At 27.6% G+C, this 20,824-nt stretch carries 20 protein-coding genes; 5 read left to right on the top strand and 15 right to left on the bottom strand.

What is annotated here, in order from left to right; translation table 11 throughout:
* The first annotated feature begins 119 nt into the window (after positions 1-119).
* The 3 genes from Q0K19_RS09250 to mnmH all read left to right on the top strand — a co-directional run bounded on the left by Q0K19_RS09250 (position 120) and on the right by mnmH (position 2,624).
* Positions 120-728, top strand: a complete 609-nt coding sequence (locus Q0K19_RS09250; protein ID WP_297247471.1) for a hypothetical protein — start codon at positions 120-122, stop codon at positions 726-728.
* Positions 729-861: 133 nt separating this feature from the next.
* Positions 862-1,536, top strand: coding sequence for a hemolysin III family protein (locus Q0K19_RS09245; protein ID WP_297247469.1), 675 nt, complete (start codon positions 862-864; stop codon positions 1,534-1,536).
* Between the two features lie 59 nt (positions 1,537-1,595).
* Positions 1,596-2,624 carry a tRNA 2-selenouridine(34) synthase MnmH gene (gene mnmH / locus Q0K19_RS09240; protein WP_297247467.1) on the top strand — a complete coding sequence of 343 codons (1,029 nt, stop codon included), beginning with the start codon at positions 1,596-1,598 and terminating at the stop codon, positions 2,622-2,624.
* Positions 2,625-2,694: 70 nt separating this feature from the next.
* Here mnmH and Q0K19_RS09235 read toward each other — a convergent pair whose 3' ends face one another.
* The 3 genes from Q0K19_RS09235 to Q0K19_RS09225 all read right to left on the bottom strand — a co-directional run bounded on the left by Q0K19_RS09235 (position 2,695) and on the right by Q0K19_RS09225 (position 6,120).
* Positions 2,695-4,821: a methyl-accepting chemotaxis protein gene (locus tag Q0K19_RS09235; protein ID WP_297247464.1), complete on the bottom strand. Its 2,127-nt coding sequence runs from the start codon at positions 4,819-4,821 to the stop codon at positions 2,695-2,697.
* Between the two features lie 145 nt (positions 4,822-4,966).
* Positions 4,967-5,668 carry a tRNA (adenosine(37)-N6)-threonylcarbamoyltransferase complex dimerization subunit type 1 TsaB gene (gene tsaB / locus Q0K19_RS09230; RefSeq protein ID WP_297247462.1) on the bottom strand — a complete coding sequence of 234 codons (702 nt, stop codon included), beginning with the start codon at positions 5,666-5,668 and terminating at the stop codon, positions 4,967-4,969.
* Positions 5,665-6,120, bottom strand: a complete 456-nt coding sequence (locus tag Q0K19_RS09225) for a YaaR family protein (protein WP_048594312.1) — start codon at positions 6,118-6,120, stop codon at positions 5,665-5,667. Before Q0K19_RS09225 ends, tsaB begins: the two co-directional genes overlap by 4 nt.
* Positions 6,121-6,313: 193 nt before the next feature.
* Between Q0K19_RS09225 and Q0K19_RS09220 the strand changes: the two genes are divergently transcribed.
* Complete coding sequence (locus Q0K19_RS09220; protein ID WP_297247459.1) at positions 6,314-7,009, top strand: YggS family pyridoxal phosphate-dependent enzyme; 696 nt, start codon at positions 6,314-6,316, stop codon at positions 7,007-7,009.
* A gap of 235 nt (positions 7,010-7,244) precedes the next feature.
* Here the strand turns inward: Q0K19_RS09220 and Q0K19_RS09215 are convergent, their stop codons facing one another.
* Positions 7,245-7,775 (bottom strand): hypothetical protein, encoded by a 531-nt coding sequence (locus tag Q0K19_RS09215; RefSeq protein WP_297247457.1) that lies wholly within the window; start codon positions 7,773-7,775, stop codon positions 7,245-7,247.
* A gap of 654 nt (positions 7,776-8,429) precedes the next feature.
* Positions 8,430-8,579 (bottom strand): type I restriction enzyme endonuclease domain-containing protein, encoded by a 150-nt coding sequence (locus tag Q0K19_RS09210; RefSeq protein WP_297247454.1) that lies wholly within the window; start codon positions 8,577-8,579, stop codon positions 8,430-8,432.
* A 254-nt stretch (positions 8,580-8,833) separates the two neighbouring features.
* Between Q0K19_RS09210 and Q0K19_RS09205 the strand changes: the two genes are divergently transcribed.
* Positions 8,834-9,868 carry a LacI family DNA-binding transcriptional regulator gene (locus Q0K19_RS09205; RefSeq protein WP_297247452.1) on the top strand — a complete coding sequence of 345 codons (1,035 nt, stop codon included), beginning with the start codon at positions 8,834-8,836 and terminating at the stop codon, positions 9,866-9,868.
* 62 nt (positions 9,869-9,930) lie between these two features.
* Here Q0K19_RS09205 and Q0K19_RS09200 read toward each other — a convergent pair whose 3' ends face one another.
* From Q0K19_RS09200 to Q0K19_RS09155, 10 genes are all read right to left on the bottom strand, one after another.
* On the bottom strand, positions 9,931-10,683 hold the full coding sequence (locus Q0K19_RS09200) for an ABC transporter ATP-binding protein (protein ID WP_012669982.1): 753 nt from the start codon (positions 10,681-10,683) through the stop codon (positions 9,931-9,933).
* A gap of 18 nt (positions 10,684-10,701) precedes the next feature.
* Positions 10,702-11,460, bottom strand: coding sequence for an ABC transporter ATP-binding protein (locus tag Q0K19_RS09195; protein ID WP_297247448.1), 759 nt, complete (start codon positions 11,458-11,460; stop codon positions 10,702-10,704).
* A gap of 21 nt (positions 11,461-11,481) precedes the next feature.
* The gene (locus tag Q0K19_RS09190) at positions 11,482-12,282 is read right to left on the bottom strand and encodes an ABC transporter permease (RefSeq protein WP_297247446.1); all 801 of its coding nucleotides are present in this window, start codon (positions 12,280-12,282) and stop codon (positions 11,482-11,484) included.
* Positions 12,283-12,295: 13 nt separating this feature from the next.
* Complete coding sequence (locus tag Q0K19_RS09185) at positions 12,296-13,126, bottom strand: ABC transporter permease (RefSeq protein ID WP_014487861.1); 831 nt, start codon at positions 13,124-13,126, stop codon at positions 12,296-12,298.
* A gap of 38 nt (positions 13,127-13,164) precedes the next feature.
* Positions 13,165-14,205 (bottom strand): ABC transporter substrate-binding protein, encoded by a 1,041-nt coding sequence (locus Q0K19_RS09180; protein WP_297247440.1) that lies wholly within the window; start codon positions 14,203-14,205, stop codon positions 13,165-13,167.
* A gap of 41 nt (positions 14,206-14,246) precedes the next feature.
* Positions 14,247-15,671: a sulfatase-like hydrolase/transferase gene (locus tag Q0K19_RS09175; protein WP_297247438.1), complete on the bottom strand. Its 1,425-nt coding sequence runs from the start codon at positions 15,669-15,671 to the stop codon at positions 14,247-14,249.
* A gap of 233 nt (positions 15,672-15,904) precedes the next feature.
* The gene (locus Q0K19_RS09170) at positions 15,905-16,732 is read right to left on the bottom strand and encodes a carbohydrate ABC transporter permease (protein ID WP_297247436.1); all 828 of its coding nucleotides are present in this window, start codon (positions 16,730-16,732) and stop codon (positions 15,905-15,907) included.
* Positions 16,732-17,586, bottom strand: coding sequence for a carbohydrate ABC transporter permease (locus tag Q0K19_RS09165; RefSeq protein WP_297247433.1), 855 nt, complete (start codon positions 17,584-17,586; stop codon positions 16,732-16,734). The genes Q0K19_RS09170 and Q0K19_RS09165 overlap by 1 nt, the downstream gene beginning before the upstream one ends.
* Positions 17,587-17,980: 394 nt before the next feature.
* Entirely contained in the window at positions 17,981-19,303 is a 1,323-nt protein-coding gene (locus tag Q0K19_RS09160; RefSeq protein ID WP_297247431.1) for an extracellular solute-binding protein, read from the bottom strand.
* A 151-nt stretch (positions 19,304-19,454) separates the two neighbouring features.
* Positions 19,455-20,798, bottom strand: coding sequence for a sulfatase-like hydrolase/transferase (locus tag Q0K19_RS09155; RefSeq protein WP_297247429.1), 1,344 nt, complete (start codon positions 20,796-20,798; stop codon positions 19,455-19,457).
* Between the last annotated feature and the right edge of the window lie 26 nt (positions 20,799-20,824).

The raw sequence follows: 20,824 nt of genomic DNA, 5'->3' as shown, positions 1-20,824 counted from the left end.
GCAAGTATTATTTTCAATAATAATATAAAAAATATACATTATTAAATTATAAAATTAGTTGCTAAATATTTCATATAGTATATGATATAATATCTGAATAATATAGTATGCAGTTCATTATGAAGTTATTTTTATTGTTTCCATTATTTTTTTTTATGCTATCATGTCTAACTGCACCTGAAATTTATTTAAATAATAATGTAATATATTGGAAAGAATATGTAGTAAACAAATCAGCATCAGATGTTTATCAGAATATTTATAGATTCGATAAAAATGCTGATATGTACTTTATTGTATATGGTTATAAATCTAAAATAAAATATAAATTATTCTTAATGAAAGAGCCAGATGAAGCATTTTATTATAAAAATACTACATTAAAAAGTTATATAATAGGGAGTCTTCCTTCACTTAATTTATATGAAGATGCTTTAAAAAACAATAATAATTCTAGGTTATACATTAATGATTATTTTAATAGATCATTTTCTGACAGAACTATTTATATGCCTATAGGTTTAGCATTTAAAGATGGTAATTTGTATATAGCAAAAAACTATGGAAAAGATTATCAAGATAGATTATCACATTGGCTTAAAAAAAATGGTTATGGTACAGGTAAAGAATGGATACCGGCTATAAATGTGGATTGGAATTCATATCCTGTGCCTATTGAGCATGAAATTGATTGGAATGATTTAGAAATTGTAGGAAGGCTCTTCTAATATATGTATTAAATGTATTTTTAATATCATTATCTAGTTATAATATGCTAGTAATAATATAATAATATAGTTATTTTTTTCCATTCCTATTTTTAATTTATGCATTAGAATTGTAGATAATAGGAGGAAATAGATGGAGAAAAGCGCTTTTTATATTGATATACAAAATAAAGATCATAGATCAAAAAGAATAGGGGAGCTATACTCTGCAATATCCCATGGTATAGGTGCTTTACTTGGCATTGCCGGACTTGTTCTTATGCTTGTAAAAATAAAAGTTAATCCTATACCTATAATTATTTATGGTACAGGAATAATATTTTTATACACATTTAGTTCTCTATATCATTTCTTTCCTGATAGTAAGGTTAAGCAATTATTCAGAAAATTTGATCATATAGGAATATATGTATTTATAGCGGCAACTTATACTCCGGTTTGTATATTTTCTCTTCCTAGAAATGTAGGCATATTGATATTATCTGTTATATGGTCTTGTGCTTTGATAGGAATATTGTCAAATACAGTGATAAAATACAAAAACATTGTTCTAAGACTAGTTTTATATATATTAATGGGCTGGATAATTATATTTGCATTCAAACCTTTGATGAATAGATTTGATATTCTGCATTTAAATTGGCTTATATGGGGCGGAATATTCTATACTATAGGAGCATTCTTATATGCTTTGGGTAAAAAATGTAATGATAAAACTAAGCAATTTACTCATGATATTTTCCATATATTTGTATTAATGGGTTCTTTTGCTCATTATTGGTTTTTATATAGTTATGTTATAAATTAATGTCTTTACTTTTTTAATTTTTTCTATATTATATTTCCATAATAATATAAGAGGTTATTATGGTTAAAGTTATTGATATAGAAGAATTTTTGAAATTAGCAAATAATGATGAATTACCTATAATAGATGTACGTTCCCCAATAGAATATAATCATGCTCATATTCCCAATGCCCACAATGTATATTTATTTAATGATGAAGAAAGAAAAGATGTTGGTACCATATACAAGCAAATAGGAAGAAAAGAGGCTATATTGAAGGGATTAGAATATGTATCTGTTAGAATGACTGCTATATTAAAATCCATTGATGAAATAGCTAAGAAACATAATTCTACTAATAAAATACTTATGCATTGTTTCAGAGGCGGAATGCGTAGTGAATCAACTGCCTGGCTTTGTTCAAGTTATGGATATGATGTTTATATGCTAAAAGGCGGATATAAAAGATATAGAAACTATGTACTAGATTCATTTGAAAGGGATTATAAAATATATTTGCTTACAGGAAGGACTGGAAGCGGAAAAACATTGATATTAAATAAATTAAAATCCATAGGATATAATGTAATAGATTTAGAGAAAATAGCAAAACATAAAGGTTCTGCTTTTGGATGGATAAATGAAGGAGAACAGCCGTCTCAAGAACAATTTGAAAATAATCTTTCCTACGAACTATTAAAATATGATATTAATTCCACACTTTGGTTTGAAGATGAAAGTTTACTTATAGGAAGAAGAGCAATACCTAAATCATTATTCAATAAAATGAGAGAAGCTCAAAAAATCATATATTTAGACATACCAAAAGAGTGCAGAGCTGAATATATAGTTAATACTTATGGAAAATATAATATTGATGATTTAAAAGAATCTATTCTAAAAATAAAAAAACGTTTGGGCGGAGAAAGATTAAAAGAATCTTTAGAATTGCTTGATAATGGAAATATATATGAATGCGTACTTAATATGCTTTATTATTATGATAAGGCATACAAACTTAGTATAAACGAAGACAAATTAGTATCAATAAAATGTGAAGATAATAATTTTGACAATATAGTAGAATCTATTATAAAAGCAATATAAAATTAACTGTTAAACTAAAAAGCGATAGAGAAAAACTCTATCACTTTTTTTATTTATTATTTAATAAAGATTAAAATGATTCAAAACCATCTGAAGTATCTTTAGAAGTATCAAATGTATTGCCAAACTCATTATCTTTTACTGTTCTAGCTGGAGTTGGAGCAGGCATTTTTTCTTCATGATGTTTTTTAATAGGGCTTTTTAACTCTGGTTTTTTAGTAACAGGTTTTTGAGGTTCAGATTTTGGAGCAGGTTTATTTTCTTGTACTGCTTTTGTATCTGTAGTAGGTGAAGCTTTTTTTCTTTCAACTTTAGATATATTCTTTTTATAGTTAGAACCTCTTAATTTGAAGAATTCCATAGCAGATAATAATTCTTCAGCTTGAGAGAATAAAGCTTCAGAAGTGGCAGTAGATTCTTCTACTAAAGCAGCATTTTGCTGAGTAGTCATATCCATTTGAGTGATAGCTATATTAACTTGATCAATACCTGCCTGCTGTTCCATAGCTGTAGAACTTAGATCCTGCATAATTTTTGCTGTTTCTTCTATTTGAACTCTTAAGTTTTGGAATATTTCTTTAGATTCTCTTGCAGTTTCTGTAGCAGCAGCTATTTTTTCCTCAGAATCTGCAACTAAAATAGTAATATCTTTAACAGAAGTTTGAGTTGTTTGAGCTAAGTTTCTAACTTCAGAAGCAACAACTGCAAAACCTCTACCTTGTTCTCCAGCACGAGCAGCTTCAACTGCAGCATTAAGAGCAAGTATATTAGTTTGGAATGCTATATCTTCAATTATTTTAGTAATAGCACTAATTTTAGAACTTGATTCATATACTGCCTCAATATTTTGTGTACTTTCTTCTATGATTCTTCCAGCTTCTTCAATAGCTTTTTTAGAGCTAATCATCATATTATTACCTTCTAAAGTATGTTCAGCAGAAGATTTTATTGTAGAAGCAATCTCTTCCATAGACGAAGCAGTTTCTTCAAGTCCTGAGGCCTGATTTTCTGTTCTATTTGATAAATCTATATTACCTTGTACTACCTCATTAGCAGATGCCTTTACAGTATAAGCACTGTCATATACTATTCTTACTTTTTCATTCAATTGATCTAATGTATTTTTTAAAGCAACGGCTATTTCTCCAAATTCGTCTTTTCTTTTTTCAAATTCAGGAGGAGAATACCATGAAATATCGCCTTTTGACAGTCTAATTAAATCTACAGCAAGAAGATGTAGTATAGATGTTATCTTATGCATATAAGACACTATAAAAGTAGAAGCCAAAATAAGTATTGCTATTGCACCAATAATAGCATATCTTTTCATAGCATTTACATGTGAGAATAATTCATCAGATTCTATACTCATTACAACTGACCAGCCGGATATAGGTTCTTTGTAGAAAGTAGCTATTGAATCTTTGCCATTAAATGGAGATTTAAACTCATAATAGCCAGATTCATTTGCCACAGCATATCTAATATAATCTGCATTTCTTAAAACTTCACTTCTAACATGCGAAGGAATAGGGTCAGCAATTACCCATCTGTCTTTATCCACTATGAATGGGTGACCTGTATTACCAAATTTAACAAGAGTTAATTCTTTATCTATAAATCCTAACCAATCAATCATAGTTGATATTGCACCAACTATATTGCCTGTACTATCTTTTATTGGTGAAAAAATCTTAACTACATATTTGTTATTGTCTGCCGGAGAAGGATCAACAGTGTAATGCATTGATGATTGCCCTGTCATAATTTTCTGCCATAATTCTGTTCCGCTGAAATTTCTAGCAGTATTAACTACTTTACCATCTAAATTATCAGCTATTACATTTCCAGCATCATCAAGTATAACAATACCTTCAACATTATGATTATTAGCAACAATATTTTTTAATGTAGCTTCAACAGCCGCTTTTGATTCTGGTGTTCTAGTTCTAATATAAGTTATAAATTCAGGGTAACCGCTACTTATAGCTTCAGATGTAAATATCGCCTGATCTAACCATACATTAATCATTCTTGAATAAACTTTTGTAGTAGATTCAAAACCAAATATGGCTGAACTTCTTATTCCTTGAGAGCCTATATTAATTATTAATGTTACTAATATTATTGTCATAACAGTAACAAGCAGCATTACAAAGAACGGGATTTTAACTTTCAAGGATTGCAATTTTCTCACTTTTCAAACTCCAACAATTATTTTACAAAAATATTATAATTCATATATATAATAACAATATTTTTTATGAAGTCAAGATATATTTTTCATATATCGTAATAATTATCGGATATTTTTTATATATTTTTAATAATTGGAAGGTTTTCTATTGTTTTTCATTCATTTTTTTATTTTCAGCTTCGCTATTTCTCAAATAAAGAGGCAATAAATTGAAAATATTATCAAAATTATTTGATTTTATCCTTGGTATCGACAGTTTTATACTATTGGAGGCTTTTATTATATTGAATGATTTATCTATGTCATTTATTTTATAATTTTTTAATTTTTCTTTGAAATAATCTTGATTTTTATAAAATCCATCTCCGCATAGAGTAAGTGTTTTATCATTACTTTCTATAGAATTAATGATATTTATAAACTCTTCATAGGTTAAATCTAAATTTTCTTTTATTTTATTATTTCCGGAATATATATCAGCATAAATACTTCCTTTCCTAGCATCTATCATACTTGCTTTTATTCCGTTATAATCTTTGATATTTTCATACAATGTTTCTAAACTTGAAATACCTATAATATGTATATTTTTAGCATAGCAAATTGTTTTTACTGTGGCAAATGCTATTCTTAATGCAGTAAAAGATCCTGGGCCAATTCCCAATACTATATAATCTATTTTATCAAGTGAGATATCATTTTCTTTTAGAAAGTTATTTAAGACAGGAAGTATTTCCTCATTATGATTTCTTACATCTTCTTTATTATATTCAATGATAGAATCATTATCTTTTTGCAAGGCTATAGAAAAACTGCTGGATACTGTATCAAATGCTAATATATTCATGACATTAAATCTAATACTAAACCTTTAAGTCTCATAACTTTATTTGCAATAGCTATATGATTCTTTTGTTCTGACATTATTAATCTATATAATGAATCAAGTTCTTCATTTATCTTTGAAACTACTTGATATTCACGGCCTCTTCTCATATATGATGATACTATTCTTATTCTATAAGCATCTTTTACTAATTTATCCGTTAACGATCTTATTAAATCTCTAAATTTTTGAAAGTCTTTCATATTTGCACTTTTTTCAAGCATATTTCCAGCATCGTATATTTGTCTTTTTAATTCATCTAATTCATAAGAATATCTTTTAATTTCCTTTTCCTCTTCGAGCATTGCAGCAAATGGAGAAGATGATACAGCCATTTTCATAGAAGCATCTTGCGATGTCATCAATAGACTGTTTAAATTCATTTCTCTATTTCTTCTTTCCTGAACTCTCATTATTTTTCTCCATAATTTATTTTTATTAAAATATTATGTTAACTTAACATGAATCAGATAAAATTTCAATATATACAACATATAATAAATCGTATTTTTACTATTTTACTTTATAACTTTATTTTTATATTTATTAAATAATTGAAAAAAATACTAAAAGTTTTATAATATGATAAAGCCTAAGGAAGTAACTATGAATAGAAATGAAATATTAGAAAGATATAATCAAATATTAAATAATATTAATGCAGCAAAACAAAAATATAATATAGAATACGATATAAATATAGTAGCTGTGAGTAAATATTCTTCTATTGAAACTATAAAAGAATTTCTATCATTGGATATAGATTTACCTCTTGGAGAAAGTAAGGCTCAAAGTTTAAGAGATAGAGCAGGGGAGATTGCTCAATTAAAAAATAATGTTAGATGGCATTTTATAGGAAGAATACAATCAAACAAAGTAAAATACATAGTGAGATATGCTGACTTAATACAGAGTGTAGATTCTGTTGAAATAGCTGAATATATCAATAAAGAGGCGATAAAAAATAATAAAGTTCAGGATATATTATTACAATTCAATATAAGCGATGAAGATCAGAAGGGCGGATTTAATATAAATAATTATATAGATATATATGAAAACATTATAAAAATGTCTAATATATCTGTTAAAGGTTTAATGGGTATAGGGAAAGATAGTGAGAATTTACTACTCATTGAAGAAGAATTTGAAAAACTTAATACTATATATAAATCCATTAATTTAAAATACAATAATCCTTTATCAATACTTTCTATGGGAATGTCTTCAGATTATGAGCTTGCAATAAAACATGGTTCAAATATGATAAGAATAGGAAGCAGTTTCTTGGGTAATTCTTAATCTTATATATTGTATAAAATAGGCTAGGGTAGAGAAAGAAATTTTTTAAGAATTAAATATTATGATAACCTATAAATATAATAATCTTATAGCATAATAAATATGAATTATAAAATACTTAAAGTTAATATCAAATATTTATTTTAAAGTAGGTATTCAGACTAATATAAATGCTATATATTATAGAAGAAAATAAAAAATATCTTCTATAAATAAGAGCAAAATTAAATAATAATCACTGGAAACGTCTTGGTCTTTCTATTGTTATTAAATAATTCCAAACATAATAAAATACAGTATCTTCTGTTGTGAAATTCTCTACAGCTTCATCTTTTTTTAATTTAATCATAGAATTAGAGAAAGCTTCATCTTTTTGCAGTTCATCTATTTTCAATGATAATTGATCTGTATGAGCTTTTACTTTAGCCATAAGATCTACAGGCAAATTTCTTTCATAGTCTTTACTAGTTAAAGTTTCAAGGGCATATTCTATTTTATCTGGCGTTATTCTTGCTGATATTTCTTGTTCTCTTTTAGCTTCTTCATTAAGTATATTATCAGTCCAAGTATTGAACTCATTAATCCATTCTTTATACATATTACCATATTTATCAGAGTTTAAAGTATAATCATTCTTTACATCGTCTGGAAGTATATTCAAAAAATTTCTATATCTTTGTTCCATAGCATATATAGAACCGCCGTCATTTTTACATGCAACAAGTATTATAAATAAAGTTAATATTAAAAGTATTATTTTCTTCATTTTCTATCCAATTATATCCAAAATTATTTTTTTTATTATTGCTAATAAAAATTGTTCGCTAGCTTTGCATACTTACGGCAAAGGCTCACAATTTTTATAATTAATGCTAGATTATACTATAAATTATAAAAAAGTTCAAATTATTACTAATAAAAATTGCCAGCTGCTTATGTATAAAATTCTATATAATATCTGCAATGAGTAAACTTCTATACAATAATAATTTTAATATAACTTATAGCTAAAAAAACATAACTAAACTATATATTCTAAGCACGAACATATATAAAAAAATAACATGTATAAGTTAACATAATACACATTATCGGAATATAAATTTATTGTTTTTCCGGGGTATTTATTATTGGATATATAATTATTTGATTATTTTGATAAGTTATACTATTAGATTATATATAACTATTTATTACTATTCTTTATAGCTATTATTAGTATCAATAATAATAGCTATAACTATATTACAATTAAACTATTTTTAAGCTTGTTTGGTATATTATAGCTTGTAAATTAACTGTATTTTTAGTATTTTGGATACATTTATATATATGCTTTAATTATTGAAATTTACCCATAATACTATACCTTATTAGCTATACTTTAATATCTCATAATTCTCTGCCTGTCTTAATATTATTATGCAGTATTTTCAAACTCTTTATGATATTTATGCATTTTCAAAAATCTCTTTATATCCATTTTCATTTTGGATCCTGTGGATTCCTTGCTTTGCCAATCTATATCTTCAGAGTTCTTTTCTATTATAACAGCCAATTCTCTAGCCATTGTTTTAATTTCTTCTTTATTATAGTCTGTATTTATAGGACAAGCATAGCATCATATATAGCCTTTTCTCATTTGTAAGCCCTAAATCATTTAAAATATTTCGGATTATATTATGTTTACTTATATTTGTGTATTGATAATATATCATATACCATAAAAATATGATAGTTACAATACTTATTTTTTTAATAAAATATTTGACATATAAAATAAAAATATTTATTATGTTTATTAGACAATCAAAAGGAATTTATATGGCTACCATAAGAGAAATAGCAAAATTAGCAGGGGTTTCAATAGGAACAGTTGACAGAGCTTTAAATAACAGAGGAAGAATAGATCCTGATGTAGAGCAAAAAATATTGGATATTGCAAAGTCATTAAATTATAAACCCGATAAAATAGCCAAATCATTAGCCATTAGAAAAAAGAAATTCAAAATAGCTGCGGTTCTAAATACTTATAACAATTTATTTTTTGAAGATGTTATAAAAGGAATAGAAATAGCCGGAAAAGAAATAGAAGAATTCGGAATGTCTGTTATTATAAAAAGATGTAAAGACTTTGATGCTGATAATCAATTAGAACTCATTGAAGAAGCCATTAATGAAGGAGCTAATGCTATGGCTATAGTTGCCATAAATGATGAGAGAGTCATAAATAAAATATCTGAACTTTATAATAAGAATTTCCCTATAGTACTTTTAAACTCTTTTGTGAACAGTAAAGATTGTATAGCTTATGTCGGATGCAATTATGATTTGGCTGGAGAGATAGCAGCTTCACTTTTGAATATCATATCAAATGGAAATAATATTAATTTATTAGTTTTTTCAAATAATTTTAATAAAATGCTTGGAAACAAAAAACGTGTTGACAGTTTAGTGAGCAGACTTAATTCTGATTATAAAAATGTAAATGTACAATCAATAATAGAAATGGAAAAAGATAATAATCTTAATTTTGATAAAAGTAAAAATAATTTATTAAAACATATGGATACTGATGTTGTTATATGTCCGGGTGCCGAAACTAGTAAATATGTTATAAACGCTATTAAAGAATTAGGACTATACAATAAAATAAAAATCATCACTTATGACTTTTCCGATGTTGTAAAAGAAGGGCTTTTAGATAGAGGCATAATAGCTTCAATAACACAAAATCCTCAAGAGCAAGGATACAGAGCAATAAAAGTTTTATTTGAATACTTGCTTACAAAAACTATACCAGATAAAAGATACACTTATATAGAAACACAAGTGATATTCAGAGAAAATTTATTGTAACTCTACCCTACTCTATATTTATAATTTTAAATATAATAACAGCTTAAAATTGTAATAATGATTTACCACCATTTTATAAGTTCTGTTATTTCTTCTCTATATTCAACAAATTTAGGATCAGCTATGTTTCTAGGATGTTCCAAATCTATATGTATTTCTTTTTTTATAGAAGTTGGCTTATTGGTTAATACTAAAACTCTTTCACCTAAATAAACAGCTTCCTCTATGTTATGGGTAATAAATATAATTGTAGTACCCAAAGTTTTCCATATATTCAAAAGCTCATCTTCCAATTTGAATCTCAAAGAAACATCTAATTGTCCGTAAGGCTCATCCATCAAAAGTAATTCAGGCTCCACTGCAAATGCTCTGGCTATAACAACCCTTTGAAGCATACTAGCAGAAAGCTCGCTTGGATAAAAGTTTTTAAACTTCTCAAGCCCAACCATTTTTATTACTCTGTCAGCCCTCTCTTCAATAACATCTTGAGGAAGTTTTTTTATTTTCAATCCGAACTTGACATTCTCCTCTACTTTAAGCCAAGGCATAGTAGAATATTCCTGAAATATATATGCTATATCATGTTTTTTTAAGTCAACATGTTCGCCGTCTATCTGTATGGCTCCATAAGTTGGTTTGTATAACTTTGTAAGGCTATTTAAAAATGTAGTTTTACCGCAGCCAGTAGGTCCTACTATACATAAAAATTCACCTTTCATAACATTAAATGATATATCATTTAAAACCAATAAATCACCGAATTTTTTTGTTAATCTTGAAACTTTTACTTTTACTTCTCTAGTATCATTTGTCATAAATATATCCTTTTTATGTTATAAAGTTATATCCATATTATCATTTATTTCATTTCTAATTTTAAGGAAATTAGGATCAGTCAATCTTCTAGGTCTAGGCAAATCTATAATATATTCTTTTTTTACAACTGTAGGACAGTTTGTAAGAAGTATTATTCTGTCACCCAAATAAACAGCTTCTTCTATATTATTAGTAACAAATACAACAGTTCTTTTTTCTTTCTGCCAAATCTTTTCAACTTCTTCTTCCATCATATATCTAGTCTGTGCATCCAAGTGTCCAAAAGGCTCATCAAGAAGCATAACAACCGGTTCATTACAATATGCCCTAGCTATACCTACCCTCTGCCTCATACCTCCGGATAATTGATTCGGATAACTATTTTCAAATCCATTTAATCCCACCAAATCTATATAATATTTTGCTTTTTCTCTTCTCTCTTTCTTTGGTATTCCTCTTGCTCTAGGTCCGAACTCTACATTTTTCATAACAGTCAAAAAAGGAAATAAAGCAGTAGTTTGATATACAACACCTCTTTCAGGATGAGGTTCAGTTACTTTTTTACCATTAACTTCTATATCAGAATTTTCTGCTGTTTCAAGTCCTGCTATCAAATTTATCAATGTTGTTTTTCCGCATTGACCGGGTCCGAATAATACAACAAATTCATTTTCCTTCACTTCAAGACTTATATCTTTTATAACTTCTTTATATCCATGCTCGCTGAAAAACACTTTATTAACATGATTCATTTTTATAATAGTTTTATTTTCCATATTGACGCCTCAAATTAATTATTATATACCAGTAGAATTCCAAATAGTTAATCTCTTTTCTATATATCTCATTAAAGAAGATAATAATAAACCAACTATACCTATAGCTATCATACCAGCTAAAACTTGAGGTATATTTGCAGTATCAGAACCTCTTATTATAACCCAACCTACACCGGCAAAAGAACTAACCATTTCAGCTGCTAATACACCCATCCAGCTTACTGAAAAACCTACCTGCATACCATTGAATATTTGAGGTACTGAAGCCGGAAGTATAACATGCAAAAATATATCTCTGTCATTAGAACCAAGCATCTTAGCGGCACCTATTAAAGTAGGATTAACCTGAGAACTTCCTGCATAAGCATTCAAAGTAACATTAACAAAAGTACCAATAAATATTATAAATATTTTAGGTACTTCGCCTATTCCAAACCAAAGTATAGCCATAGGTATCCAAGCTATAGGAGGAATTTGTCTGAATACTTCAAAGAATGGTCTTACTATTGCTCTTGCATATTTATTAACTCCCATAGATATTCCTAATATAACACCTGTTACAGTACCTATAGCAAAACCTGTTAATACTCTGAATATACTTATTAATATATGTCCTAATATAGTTTGCTGCCCTATATCATGTGTTAAACTCCATACTAAAAACTTGAATACTTCTAATGGTTTAGGTGTGGTAATTTTTATAGGAGTATAAGTTGTTAATAATTGCCATACAATTAAAAATCCTATTATAGAAATAACAGCCCAAATAGGTTTTTCAAAATCAGATAATTTTAATCTTGTTTTTTCTTTATTTTTCATAAATTACCCCTAATTATCTTTTAACATATTTCTTTTCTAAATAACCTAATCCAACAGATAAAATTGCTCCTACAGCTCCTATTGTAAGCATACCTACTATTATTAAATCTGCTCTTGCTAATTGTCTGTTTAACTGTATCATAAATCCTAAACCTCTGCTTGCTGCTAACATTTCAGCGGCACATAAAGAAGTCCAAGAAGAACCTAAAGATACTCTAAGTCCTGTAAATATATAAGGTAAAGCTGTTGGTATAGCAACTTCTTTAAGCATTTGTCTTCTTGAAGCACCAAAAGTTTGTGCTACCCATAAATGCACTTGAGTGGTTGCTTTTATTCCACTATAAGTATTAATTACACAAGGTACAAATGCAGACATAAATACTATTGCTGATTTTGCTCCTAATCCTATTCCAAACCATAATATCATCATAGGTATCCATGCTATAGTAGGTATTGGTCTTATAAGGTCAAATAATGGAGTTGCAACTAAATTGAATTTTTTGAACCAAGCCATACATATTCCAAGAGGTATTCCTATAGCAGCACCTAAAAAATAACCTGTCAATGCTACCTGTAAAGATGCTAATATATGTTGAAACAATGTACCATTATCAGGTGCTTTATTTGTAAGTTTATAAATAAAAGATTTAAAAACTGTATAAGGACTTGGAAGAGAATATGAAGGAAACAATTTAAATACATCTGTTATTAACTGCCATATTATAAGAAATACTACAACTGATATTACAGATATAATAAAAAATTTACTCTTCTCTTTCTTTTTGTTGGCTATGACGATTTTTTCTTTTTCTTTTAATGAAATATTTTCTATATTCTCTTCCATATAGATGTCCTCTTTTATTAATTAATTTAAGATTATTTTTAATTTAATGCTTTACCTAATAATTCAGTATCTACATTTTGATCAACAACAGTTAATTTATCCTCTGTTATTAAAGATTGACTTGCAAAGAAGTCAGCTGTTATTCTTACAGAATCACCTGTTTTTATATTTTTAATTTCTTCTGTTGTAACAAAAGGACGAGTTTTAACTTCAGACTGACAAGCTTCTAAAGTAGAAGTAGAACCATTTTTTGTATACCAATTCAATAATTCTTGAGCAGCCATATTAGGATCAGCTTGTAATGCATCGCATGCTTCTAAGAATGCTTTAATATATAAAACTATAGTGTCTTTTTTATTTTTAAAAGCTTCATCAGATACTATTATTGAATCGTACTGAGGTATATTTAATGTAGTTAAACTTGAAACTATTTTCATTCCATCAGCTTCAGCAGAGAAAGAAGTTGGAGGATTCAAAGCAGCAGCATCTATTTTTTTAGCTTTTAAAGCCTGATATGCTTGAGGGAATTCCATATGAACTATATTAACTGTATTAGGATCAACATTTATAGCTCTAAGCCAATGTATAACATTCAAATGTGATATTGTTCCAGTAGGTACAGCTATAGTTTTACCTTTTAAAGTAGCAGCATCTCCATAAACTTCTGGGAAATCTTTATTAACACCTTTAACTTTTAATATATCAGAATCAGGATTAACTAATACTTCTATACCGCCTTCAGAGTGTCCTATATCAGCTACAACATGAGCATTATAATTAGCTAAAGAATATACAGAAGCAGCACTTAATGTACCAACTTCCCATAAACCAGCACCTAATGCTTCATTCATAGGACCGCCTGATGGAAAATATACAGTTTCAATTTTAAAACCATATTTTTCATCTAATTTGTTATTAATCATGTACTCAATAGGTACAGAGTTTAAAAAAGGCATTACAGCCACTTTTAATGTTTTTGCATCTCCAGAAGATGATGCACCTTTATTAGCACATGAAGCTAATAAAAACAAACATGTAATTAAAACTAATGAAGTAATAATTTTCACTGTTTTTTTCATTTTGATATCTCCTTAAAATTATTAATTTATTATAAAAATAATTACCAGCTAGCATATCTTTTGTTTAGAGGATCACTGCATTCTATCATTTTATGACACATCTCTAATAATAATTTATTTTTTATTTCATCATACTCTTTATTAAAAAACAAATTATTTTCCTCATTAGGATCTTTTTCTAAATCATAAAACTCTCCATATTCTTCATCTAAAAATATTGAAAGTTTATATTGTTTAGTTCTATATGTTTTTATAAATATGCCTCTGTCATGAGCATCATAAGTGATTACTGCACCTTTTTTATATTTTTTATTTTTGTCTTCACCTGTTAAAATATTTTTTAAACTATGTCCCTGTATTCCATAAGGTATTTCTTTTCCTAGCATATCTAAAAGCGTTGGAACTATGTCTACATTTTCTATAATTTCATCACTTCTATTCTTTACTATGCCTTTACCATAAAATAATAATGGAACTTTTATCAAACAATCATACATAAAAGGACCTTTTTTTAGAAGTCCGTAATCACCTAAATATTCACCATGATCGCTTGTAAATACTATTATTGTATTATCAAATTCATTCTTCTCTTTTAGTTTATCAATTATTCTGCCGATTTGTGAATCTATAAAACTTATCATTCCATAATAGAGTCTTTTTATTTCTTTTATTTCTTTTTCACTATAATTATGTTCTTCTCCGCCGCCAGGCCAATATCCTCTTTCACCTTGTTTAGTTAAATGTTCAGGTCTTTTCTTATCCAACTTCAATTTACTATTAAGTTCTTTAGGATTAATATCTTTATAAATATCATAGTATTTTTTTATAGGATCAAATGGATGATGAGGATCTACAAAACTTACCCACATAAATAAAGGATTATCAAAATTATAATTATCTATCTCATCTATAGCTTTTTGTGCTGTCCAATAAGTTTGATGTAATTCTTCCTTTATAGGATTTATTCCATCATATCCCTTACCTATTTCTAAATTGCCTCCATGACTATTAGCAAAATCTAAATACTCACCCTGTTTATCATCTTCTGTAATATGTGTTATATCGAATCCGTAATAAGTTTTATCTCTCTCTCTTACTCTATCTCTCTTTGGTACATCTTCAAATTCCCAATTTAGATTTTTAAGCTGAGGCCTGAAATGCATTTTACCTGAAGCAACATTGAAATAATTTTCTTTTTTCAAATAATCAGCTAAAGTTATTTCATCTTCATTTAATTCAGTACCTATATTCCAAGCTCCTATATTCATAGGATATCTGCCTGTAAAAATAGATGCTCTTGAAGGAGTACATACCGGACTTGTACAGAAAGAATTTGTAAATACTGTTCCATTTTCTGCCAGTTCATTTAATACCGGAGTTTTTACTTCCTCATTCATATACTCTACAGAATCAGCTCTCATCTGATCTGCTGTTATTAATATAATATTTGGTTTTTTATTATTCATAATTTTAAACTCTTTTATATTTTTGCGTGTACTGTAACATATTATAATTATAGTATAGTAAATAAATAATTCATTGTCAATTTTTTTATCAAATATTTTTTATTTTATTATTTTTATTGAATAAATTTTAATAAAAATTGATAATATTATTATAATTGCCTATACTTATAGAAACAAATCTAGAAATATAGGCAACTAATTATATTATAAAAGAATATTTTTATTAATTTATATTACTCTTTCACAGCTCCGCCCATAAGCCCTGATATAAAGTATTTGCTTGAGAATAAGAATGCTACCAAAACAGGAAGTACTGCAAAAATTGCCCCAACCATAATTTGTCCGTAATCTATACGAGTATCACCTTTCAATACAGAAAGTGCAACAGGTAATGTATACATATCTTCAGTATTTAATATTATAAGAGGCCAAGTAAAATCGCTCCATTGTCCCATAAAAATATATATTCCTAAAGCAGCAAGAGAAGGTATCATTAGAGGCATAACTATTTTAAAGAATATATATATTTCACTTGCTCCGTCTAACCTTGCAGCTTCTATTAATGCATCAGGTATACTTAAAAAATTCTGTCTCATTAAAAATACGCCGAATGCTCCAGCTAATCCAGGAAGTATAAGGGCTATATGTGTATTTTGTAAATTAGCAAATGTCATCATTCTATATAAAGGTATTAATCTGCTGTAAACAGGAATCATCATAGAAAGCAGTACGCAAGTAAATAAAAAATTCTTACCTTTAAAATCAAATTTAGCAAAAGCATAACCTGATAACGAACATAAAAGAAGATTAACAACTGTAAATATTATTGATACCTTCAATGAATTAAATAGTGCTGTCCATATAGGAATTCTATTGCTAAGTGAATTCAAATTTTCAAAGAAATAATTACCAAAAAATACAGGAGGCGTATTCATAAATATTTCTCCTGAACTTTTTGTTGCAGCTACAAACATAAAATAAATAGGATATATGCTGAAAAAAGCTCCTATAGATAAAAATACATATAGTATTACAGTGATTATTTTATTCTTTTTATCCATTATTTTTTATCTCCTAATTTCAATTGTAAGAAAGTCAAAGCACCTACTATTAACAATATTATTACAGATATTGTTGCTGCATAAGTCATATTCAAAGATACGAATGCCTGATTATATATATAAAGCCCCAGAGTCATAGTGCCATTATTAGGACCTCCATTTGTAAGCAGGAATGGTTCTGTAAATAAATTCAATGTTCCTATAGTAGACATTATAGAAGTAAATAAAATTATTGGTTTTAAAGAAGGCAAAGTTACATATAAAAATTTCTGCCAAGAATTAGCTCCGTCTATAGTTGCAGCTTCATAATAATCTTCTGGTATATTCTGCATGGCTGCAAGGAAAAGAATCATATTATAACCAGTCCAACGCCAAGTAACAACAATCACTATAAGAAGTTTTGCTGGTATAGATTGCTTAAGCCAAGGTATAGCGTCTATTCCGAATTTAGATAATATAAAATTGATTATTCCTCTGTCTTGAAATATCAATAAAAATATCATACTATAAGCTACAGCATCAACTAAAACAGGTATAAAATATGAAGCTTCAAAGAAAGATTTTAATTTCTTTACACCTCTATGAATAATACTTCCTAATAATGTAGAAGTAATAAGCATTATAGGAAGTCTTATTATATAAAATATAAGAGAGTTAATTATTGCTGTTCTAAATATTGTATCACCGAAAAGCCTTTGGTAATTTTTTATTCCATTAAATACAAACTCCCCTCTTCTTTGCGTCATAAAACTCAATACAATCGTTTCAACAAAAGGCCAAAAGTTGAACAATACTAAAGTAATAATGACAGGAATTGATAAATAGAATCCGAATCTCCTAGAATATTTCTTCATTATTCCTCCAATCAGAATTTAATATTTAATTTTAAAGTAGCATTCGCCATTTAAAAATCAAATTTGCTTTCAAATAAAATAATTTTTTCTAGTTTCTAATGATAAACTTTTTTATTTATATAATAAAAAATATATATCAGTTAAAGTCATAAACTATTCATTTACAGCTTTAAAAATGAATAACATAATTAATATGTTTTATCATATATACAATATAGTAAAAAAGATTATAAAACTCAAAAAATAATTTTACCGCATTAATACGGAAATTAAATTTTATATTTAGTTATTTATTATAATGAAATATTTTTAATAAAAAAATAAACAGTTAGTTCACATATTAATAAAGCAAACCAACTGTTATAAAACCTATTATAATAAATTTATATTTGTATTATTTAGCCATTTCTACGCCTGTAGAATTTTGTAACTGTTCAGCTGTACTTTGAAGAGTTTTTTCTACATCTGCTTTATCATTTACTATAGCCTGATATGCTGATTCCATAAGAGTTTGTGCCTCTGGGAATGATTCTGTATATTTAGCTGATAAAGGCATAGCTTTTACTAATTCACCCAACAACTCATTGAAATCTGCACCAAAATAAGGATCAGCTTCTAAAAATTTAGCATCTTCATAAGTAGGTAAATATGTAGGAATCAATCCATATTGCTTATATGCTATTAATTGTCCTTCTATTGTCATCATAGCATTTTTAACAAATTCTACAGAAGCAGTTTGTTTTATAGGGTCACCAACATTAACTATTGCCCCTGAAGCACCTCCCCATATAGAAGTTCTTGGCTGTCCTTCAACTAATACTGGTAAGAAAGTAACTTTCCATTTACCTTTCATTTCAGGAGCTTGATCTTTCAAAGTTCCGCCCCACCATATTCCATAAGGTATTGTAGCTATATCATCTGTTTTTGAAGCTCTTATAGTTCCTGTCCAATCTGTTGTATCAAAAGCTATACCTTCATTTACAAATCTCTGCATCAATTTTGCAGCTTCTATTCCTTCTTTTGAATATATAGCTATTTTTCCATCTTTATCAAAATAATCTTTTCCTTGCTGAAGCATAGTAGCTCTTATAAAATGTGAAAATCCTTGAGGATAAGGAAAACCAATCATTTTAGTATTAGGCAAAGCAGCCTGCAATTTCTTTCCTGCCTCAATAAAGTCGTCCCAAGTTACTATACTATTAACATCTATACCTGCTTTTTCAAATAAATCTGCTCTATAAAATAAAGCGGCAGGAGCTATACCGAAAGGCATTGTAACTTGTTTTCCTGTAGAATCAAAACTTGTAGGTATCTTTGAAGCAACTACAACATTACTCCAATTTTCAGGCATTTGATCTTTCAAATCCAAAAAATACTCATGATATTGTTCAGTAATAAGAGGAGTATCTATATCTTCCATTTGAACAACATTTGGTAAATCGCCATTACCGCCAAGACTAACAAATAATTTTTGTTTCAAAGCTGGAGGTCCTCCAAACTCAGTAACATTAACTTTAACTTTTGGATATTTAGCATTAAAAGAAGGAACAGTATCCTCCAAATGATTAGCTGCTACATTCCAAGCCCATACTTCTATTGTAGTTTCTGTATCTGGTGTTATTTCTGTCCAAGCATTAACATTATTATCAGATGTTTTTTTGGAACATGAAATAATAAACAAAATACTAAATGTAATTACGAGTATATTTTTTAACATAATAGTATTCTCCTTTTTACTATTTTATTATGTAAAATTTACTGATTCTACTATTATAGTATATGCATAAAAAGACTAAACTCAAAAAAGTATTTTACCGCATTAATACGGTAATTAATTATTACTATTTTAGTATTTTATATTAATCAAATTAATCTATTTTCACATACAATTTTTCTATACTCATAATCTTTTCTTTTATAATACTTTTCAATTTCATTTTTACATCATTGTAACTTTCATCATTAACTAGATTATTTAATTGATATGGATCTTTTTTCAAATCATATAATGAATAACTTTTATATGTTAAACTGTCTTTATCTTCAAGCGGATTCTTATCAGGATCATATATACAATATGAATAATCTTCTGTCCTTATTGCTCTTCCTACAAAACTTTCGCTTATCTGTAAAAATACTACATTTTGATAATTTTTATCTTCTATAATATCCTGTATAGATCTTTCATCCATATTTTGATATTTTATATCAGCCATTTTTAATAAAGTAGGAGGAAGATTTATCAAACTTACCAATTTCTCTTCTCTTTTTCCTGTATCGAATTCTCCTCCTTTGATAATCAAAGGTACATGTATTGCCGCATCTTCTGAAGTTCTTTTATAATCATCTTGTCCATTTTTAGGCATATTTTTATTTCTAGTTCTAAAATGCGAACCATGATCACTTGTATATACGATATAAGTATCATCCCAAATATTTAATTTTTCTAACTTCTCTCTTATTCTTCCAAAATTATAATCTATAGAATGACATGCTCCCAAATAATCAGCATAATTTTCTTTAGCATCTCCGCATCCAAGTGCCTCAATATCTTTAGGAAGTTCAAAATTTGAAAACTTTTCTTTAGAATATTCAGGCCCCTCATATCTTCCTTTATCATTTTGATGATGAGGCTCTAAATATGAAATAAATAAAAAGAATGGCTTATCTTTTTCTCTATTATCCAAAAAATCAAGAGCATAATCTGTAACAGCATCAACTCTATATTTATTGAATTCAACTTTTTTCATATCTTTATCAAATAAATATCCTCCGAATCCATGAGAGGTTAATTCTAATGCATCTGAAACAATCCAATAATCTTTATAGCCTCCCCTTTTATCTTCAGGTATAGGATTGTATATATAATCTTCACTAGACCCATCATTTCCTACACCTGTTGAAGCTAAATGCCATTTCCCAACATAAGCAGTTTGATAACCATTCTCAGAAAAATATGATGCAATCGTTTTTATATTTTTATTCAAAGGAATAGCATTTACAAAAACATCTGTCTTGCTAGAATATAAACCAGTTTGTAATGAAGCCCTTGCAGGTCCGCATACAGGCTGACAAGTAAAGGCATTGTTAAATATAGTAGATTCTTTACCTAATTTATCTAAATTTGGAGTAGTATTCAATTTTTGTCCGTAAATCCCCATTGTATCCCATCTCTGCTGATCCGAAAAAATAAATATTATATTTTTATTCATAAGAATTCTCTCTATTTTGTTATTTT

The sequence above is a fragment of the uncultured Brachyspira sp. genome (assembly GCF_944393015.1).
Taxonomy (GTDB): Bacteria; Spirochaetota; Brachyspiria; order Brachyspirales; family Brachyspiraceae; genus Brachyspira.
This window is presented reverse-complemented; position numbering and strand designations above follow the sequence as displayed.

What these genes read in the sequence shown, in the direction of transcription:
- Q0K19_RS09250 (WP_297247471.1), top strand. Translation starts at nt 120, where the DNA reads ATGAAGTTATTTTTATTGTTTCCATTATTTTTTTTTATGCTATCATGT.
- Q0K19_RS09245 (WP_297247469.1), top strand. Translation starts at nt 862, where the DNA reads ATGGAGAAAAGCGCTTTTTATATTGATATACAAAATAAAGATCATAGA.
- mnmH (WP_297247467.1), top strand. Translation starts at nt 1,596, where the DNA reads ATGGTTAAAGTTATTGATATAGAAGAATTTTTGAAATTAGCAAATAAT.
- tsaB (WP_297247462.1), bottom strand. Translation starts at nt 5,668, where the DNA reads ATGAATATATTAGCATTTGATACAGTATCCAGCAGTTTTTCTATAGCC.
- Q0K19_RS09225 (WP_048594312.1), bottom strand. Translation starts at nt 6,120, where the DNA reads ATGAGAGTTCAGGAAAGAAGAAATAGAGAAATGAATTTAAACAGTCTA.
- Q0K19_RS09220 (WP_297247459.1), top strand. Translation starts at nt 6,314, where the DNA reads ATGAATAGAAATGAAATATTAGAAAGATATAATCAAATATTAAATAAT.
- Q0K19_RS09215 (WP_297247457.1), bottom strand. Translation starts at nt 7,775, where the DNA reads ATGAAGAAAATAATACTTTTAATATTAACTTTATTTATAATACTTGTT.
- Q0K19_RS09210 (WP_297247454.1), bottom strand. Translation starts at nt 8,579, where the DNA reads ATGGCTAGAGAATTGGCTGTTATAATAGAAAAGAACTCTGAAGATATA.
- Q0K19_RS09205 (WP_297247452.1), top strand. Translation starts at nt 8,834, where the DNA reads ATGGCTACCATAAGAGAAATAGCAAAATTAGCAGGGGTTTCAATAGGA.
- Q0K19_RS09200 (WP_012669982.1), bottom strand. Translation starts at nt 10,683, where the DNA reads ATGACAAATGATACTAGAGAAGTAAAAGTAAAAGTTTCAAGATTAACA.
- Q0K19_RS09195 (WP_297247448.1), bottom strand. Translation starts at nt 11,460, where the DNA reads ATGGAAAATAAAACTATTATAAAAATGAATCATGTTAATAAAGTGTTT.
- Q0K19_RS09190 (WP_297247446.1), bottom strand. Translation starts at nt 12,282, where the DNA reads ATGAAAAATAAAGAAAAAACAAGATTAAAATTATCTGATTTTGAAAAA.
- Q0K19_RS09185 (WP_014487861.1), bottom strand. Translation starts at nt 13,126, where the DNA reads ATGGAAGAGAATATAGAAAATATTTCATTAAAAGAAAAAGAAAAAATC.
- Q0K19_RS09180 (WP_297247440.1), bottom strand. Translation starts at nt 14,205, where the DNA reads ATGAAAAAAACAGTGAAAATTATTACTTCATTAGTTTTAATTACATGT.
- Q0K19_RS09175 (WP_297247438.1), bottom strand. Translation starts at nt 15,671, where the DNA reads ATGAATAATAAAAAACCAAATATTATATTAATAACAGCAGATCAGATG.
- Q0K19_RS09170 (WP_297247436.1), bottom strand. Translation starts at nt 16,732, where the DNA reads ATGGATAAAAAGAATAAAATAATCACTGTAATACTATATGTATTTTTA.
- Q0K19_RS09165 (WP_297247433.1), bottom strand. Translation starts at nt 17,586, where the DNA reads ATGAAGAAATATTCTAGGAGATTCGGATTCTATTTATCAATTCCTGTC.
- Q0K19_RS09160 (WP_297247431.1), bottom strand. Translation starts at nt 19,303, where the DNA reads ATGTTAAAAAATATACTCGTAATTACATTTAGTATTTTGTTTATTATT.
- Q0K19_RS09155 (WP_297247429.1), bottom strand. Translation starts at nt 20,798, where the DNA reads ATGAATAAAAATATAATATTTATTTTTTCGGATCAGCAGAGATGGGAT.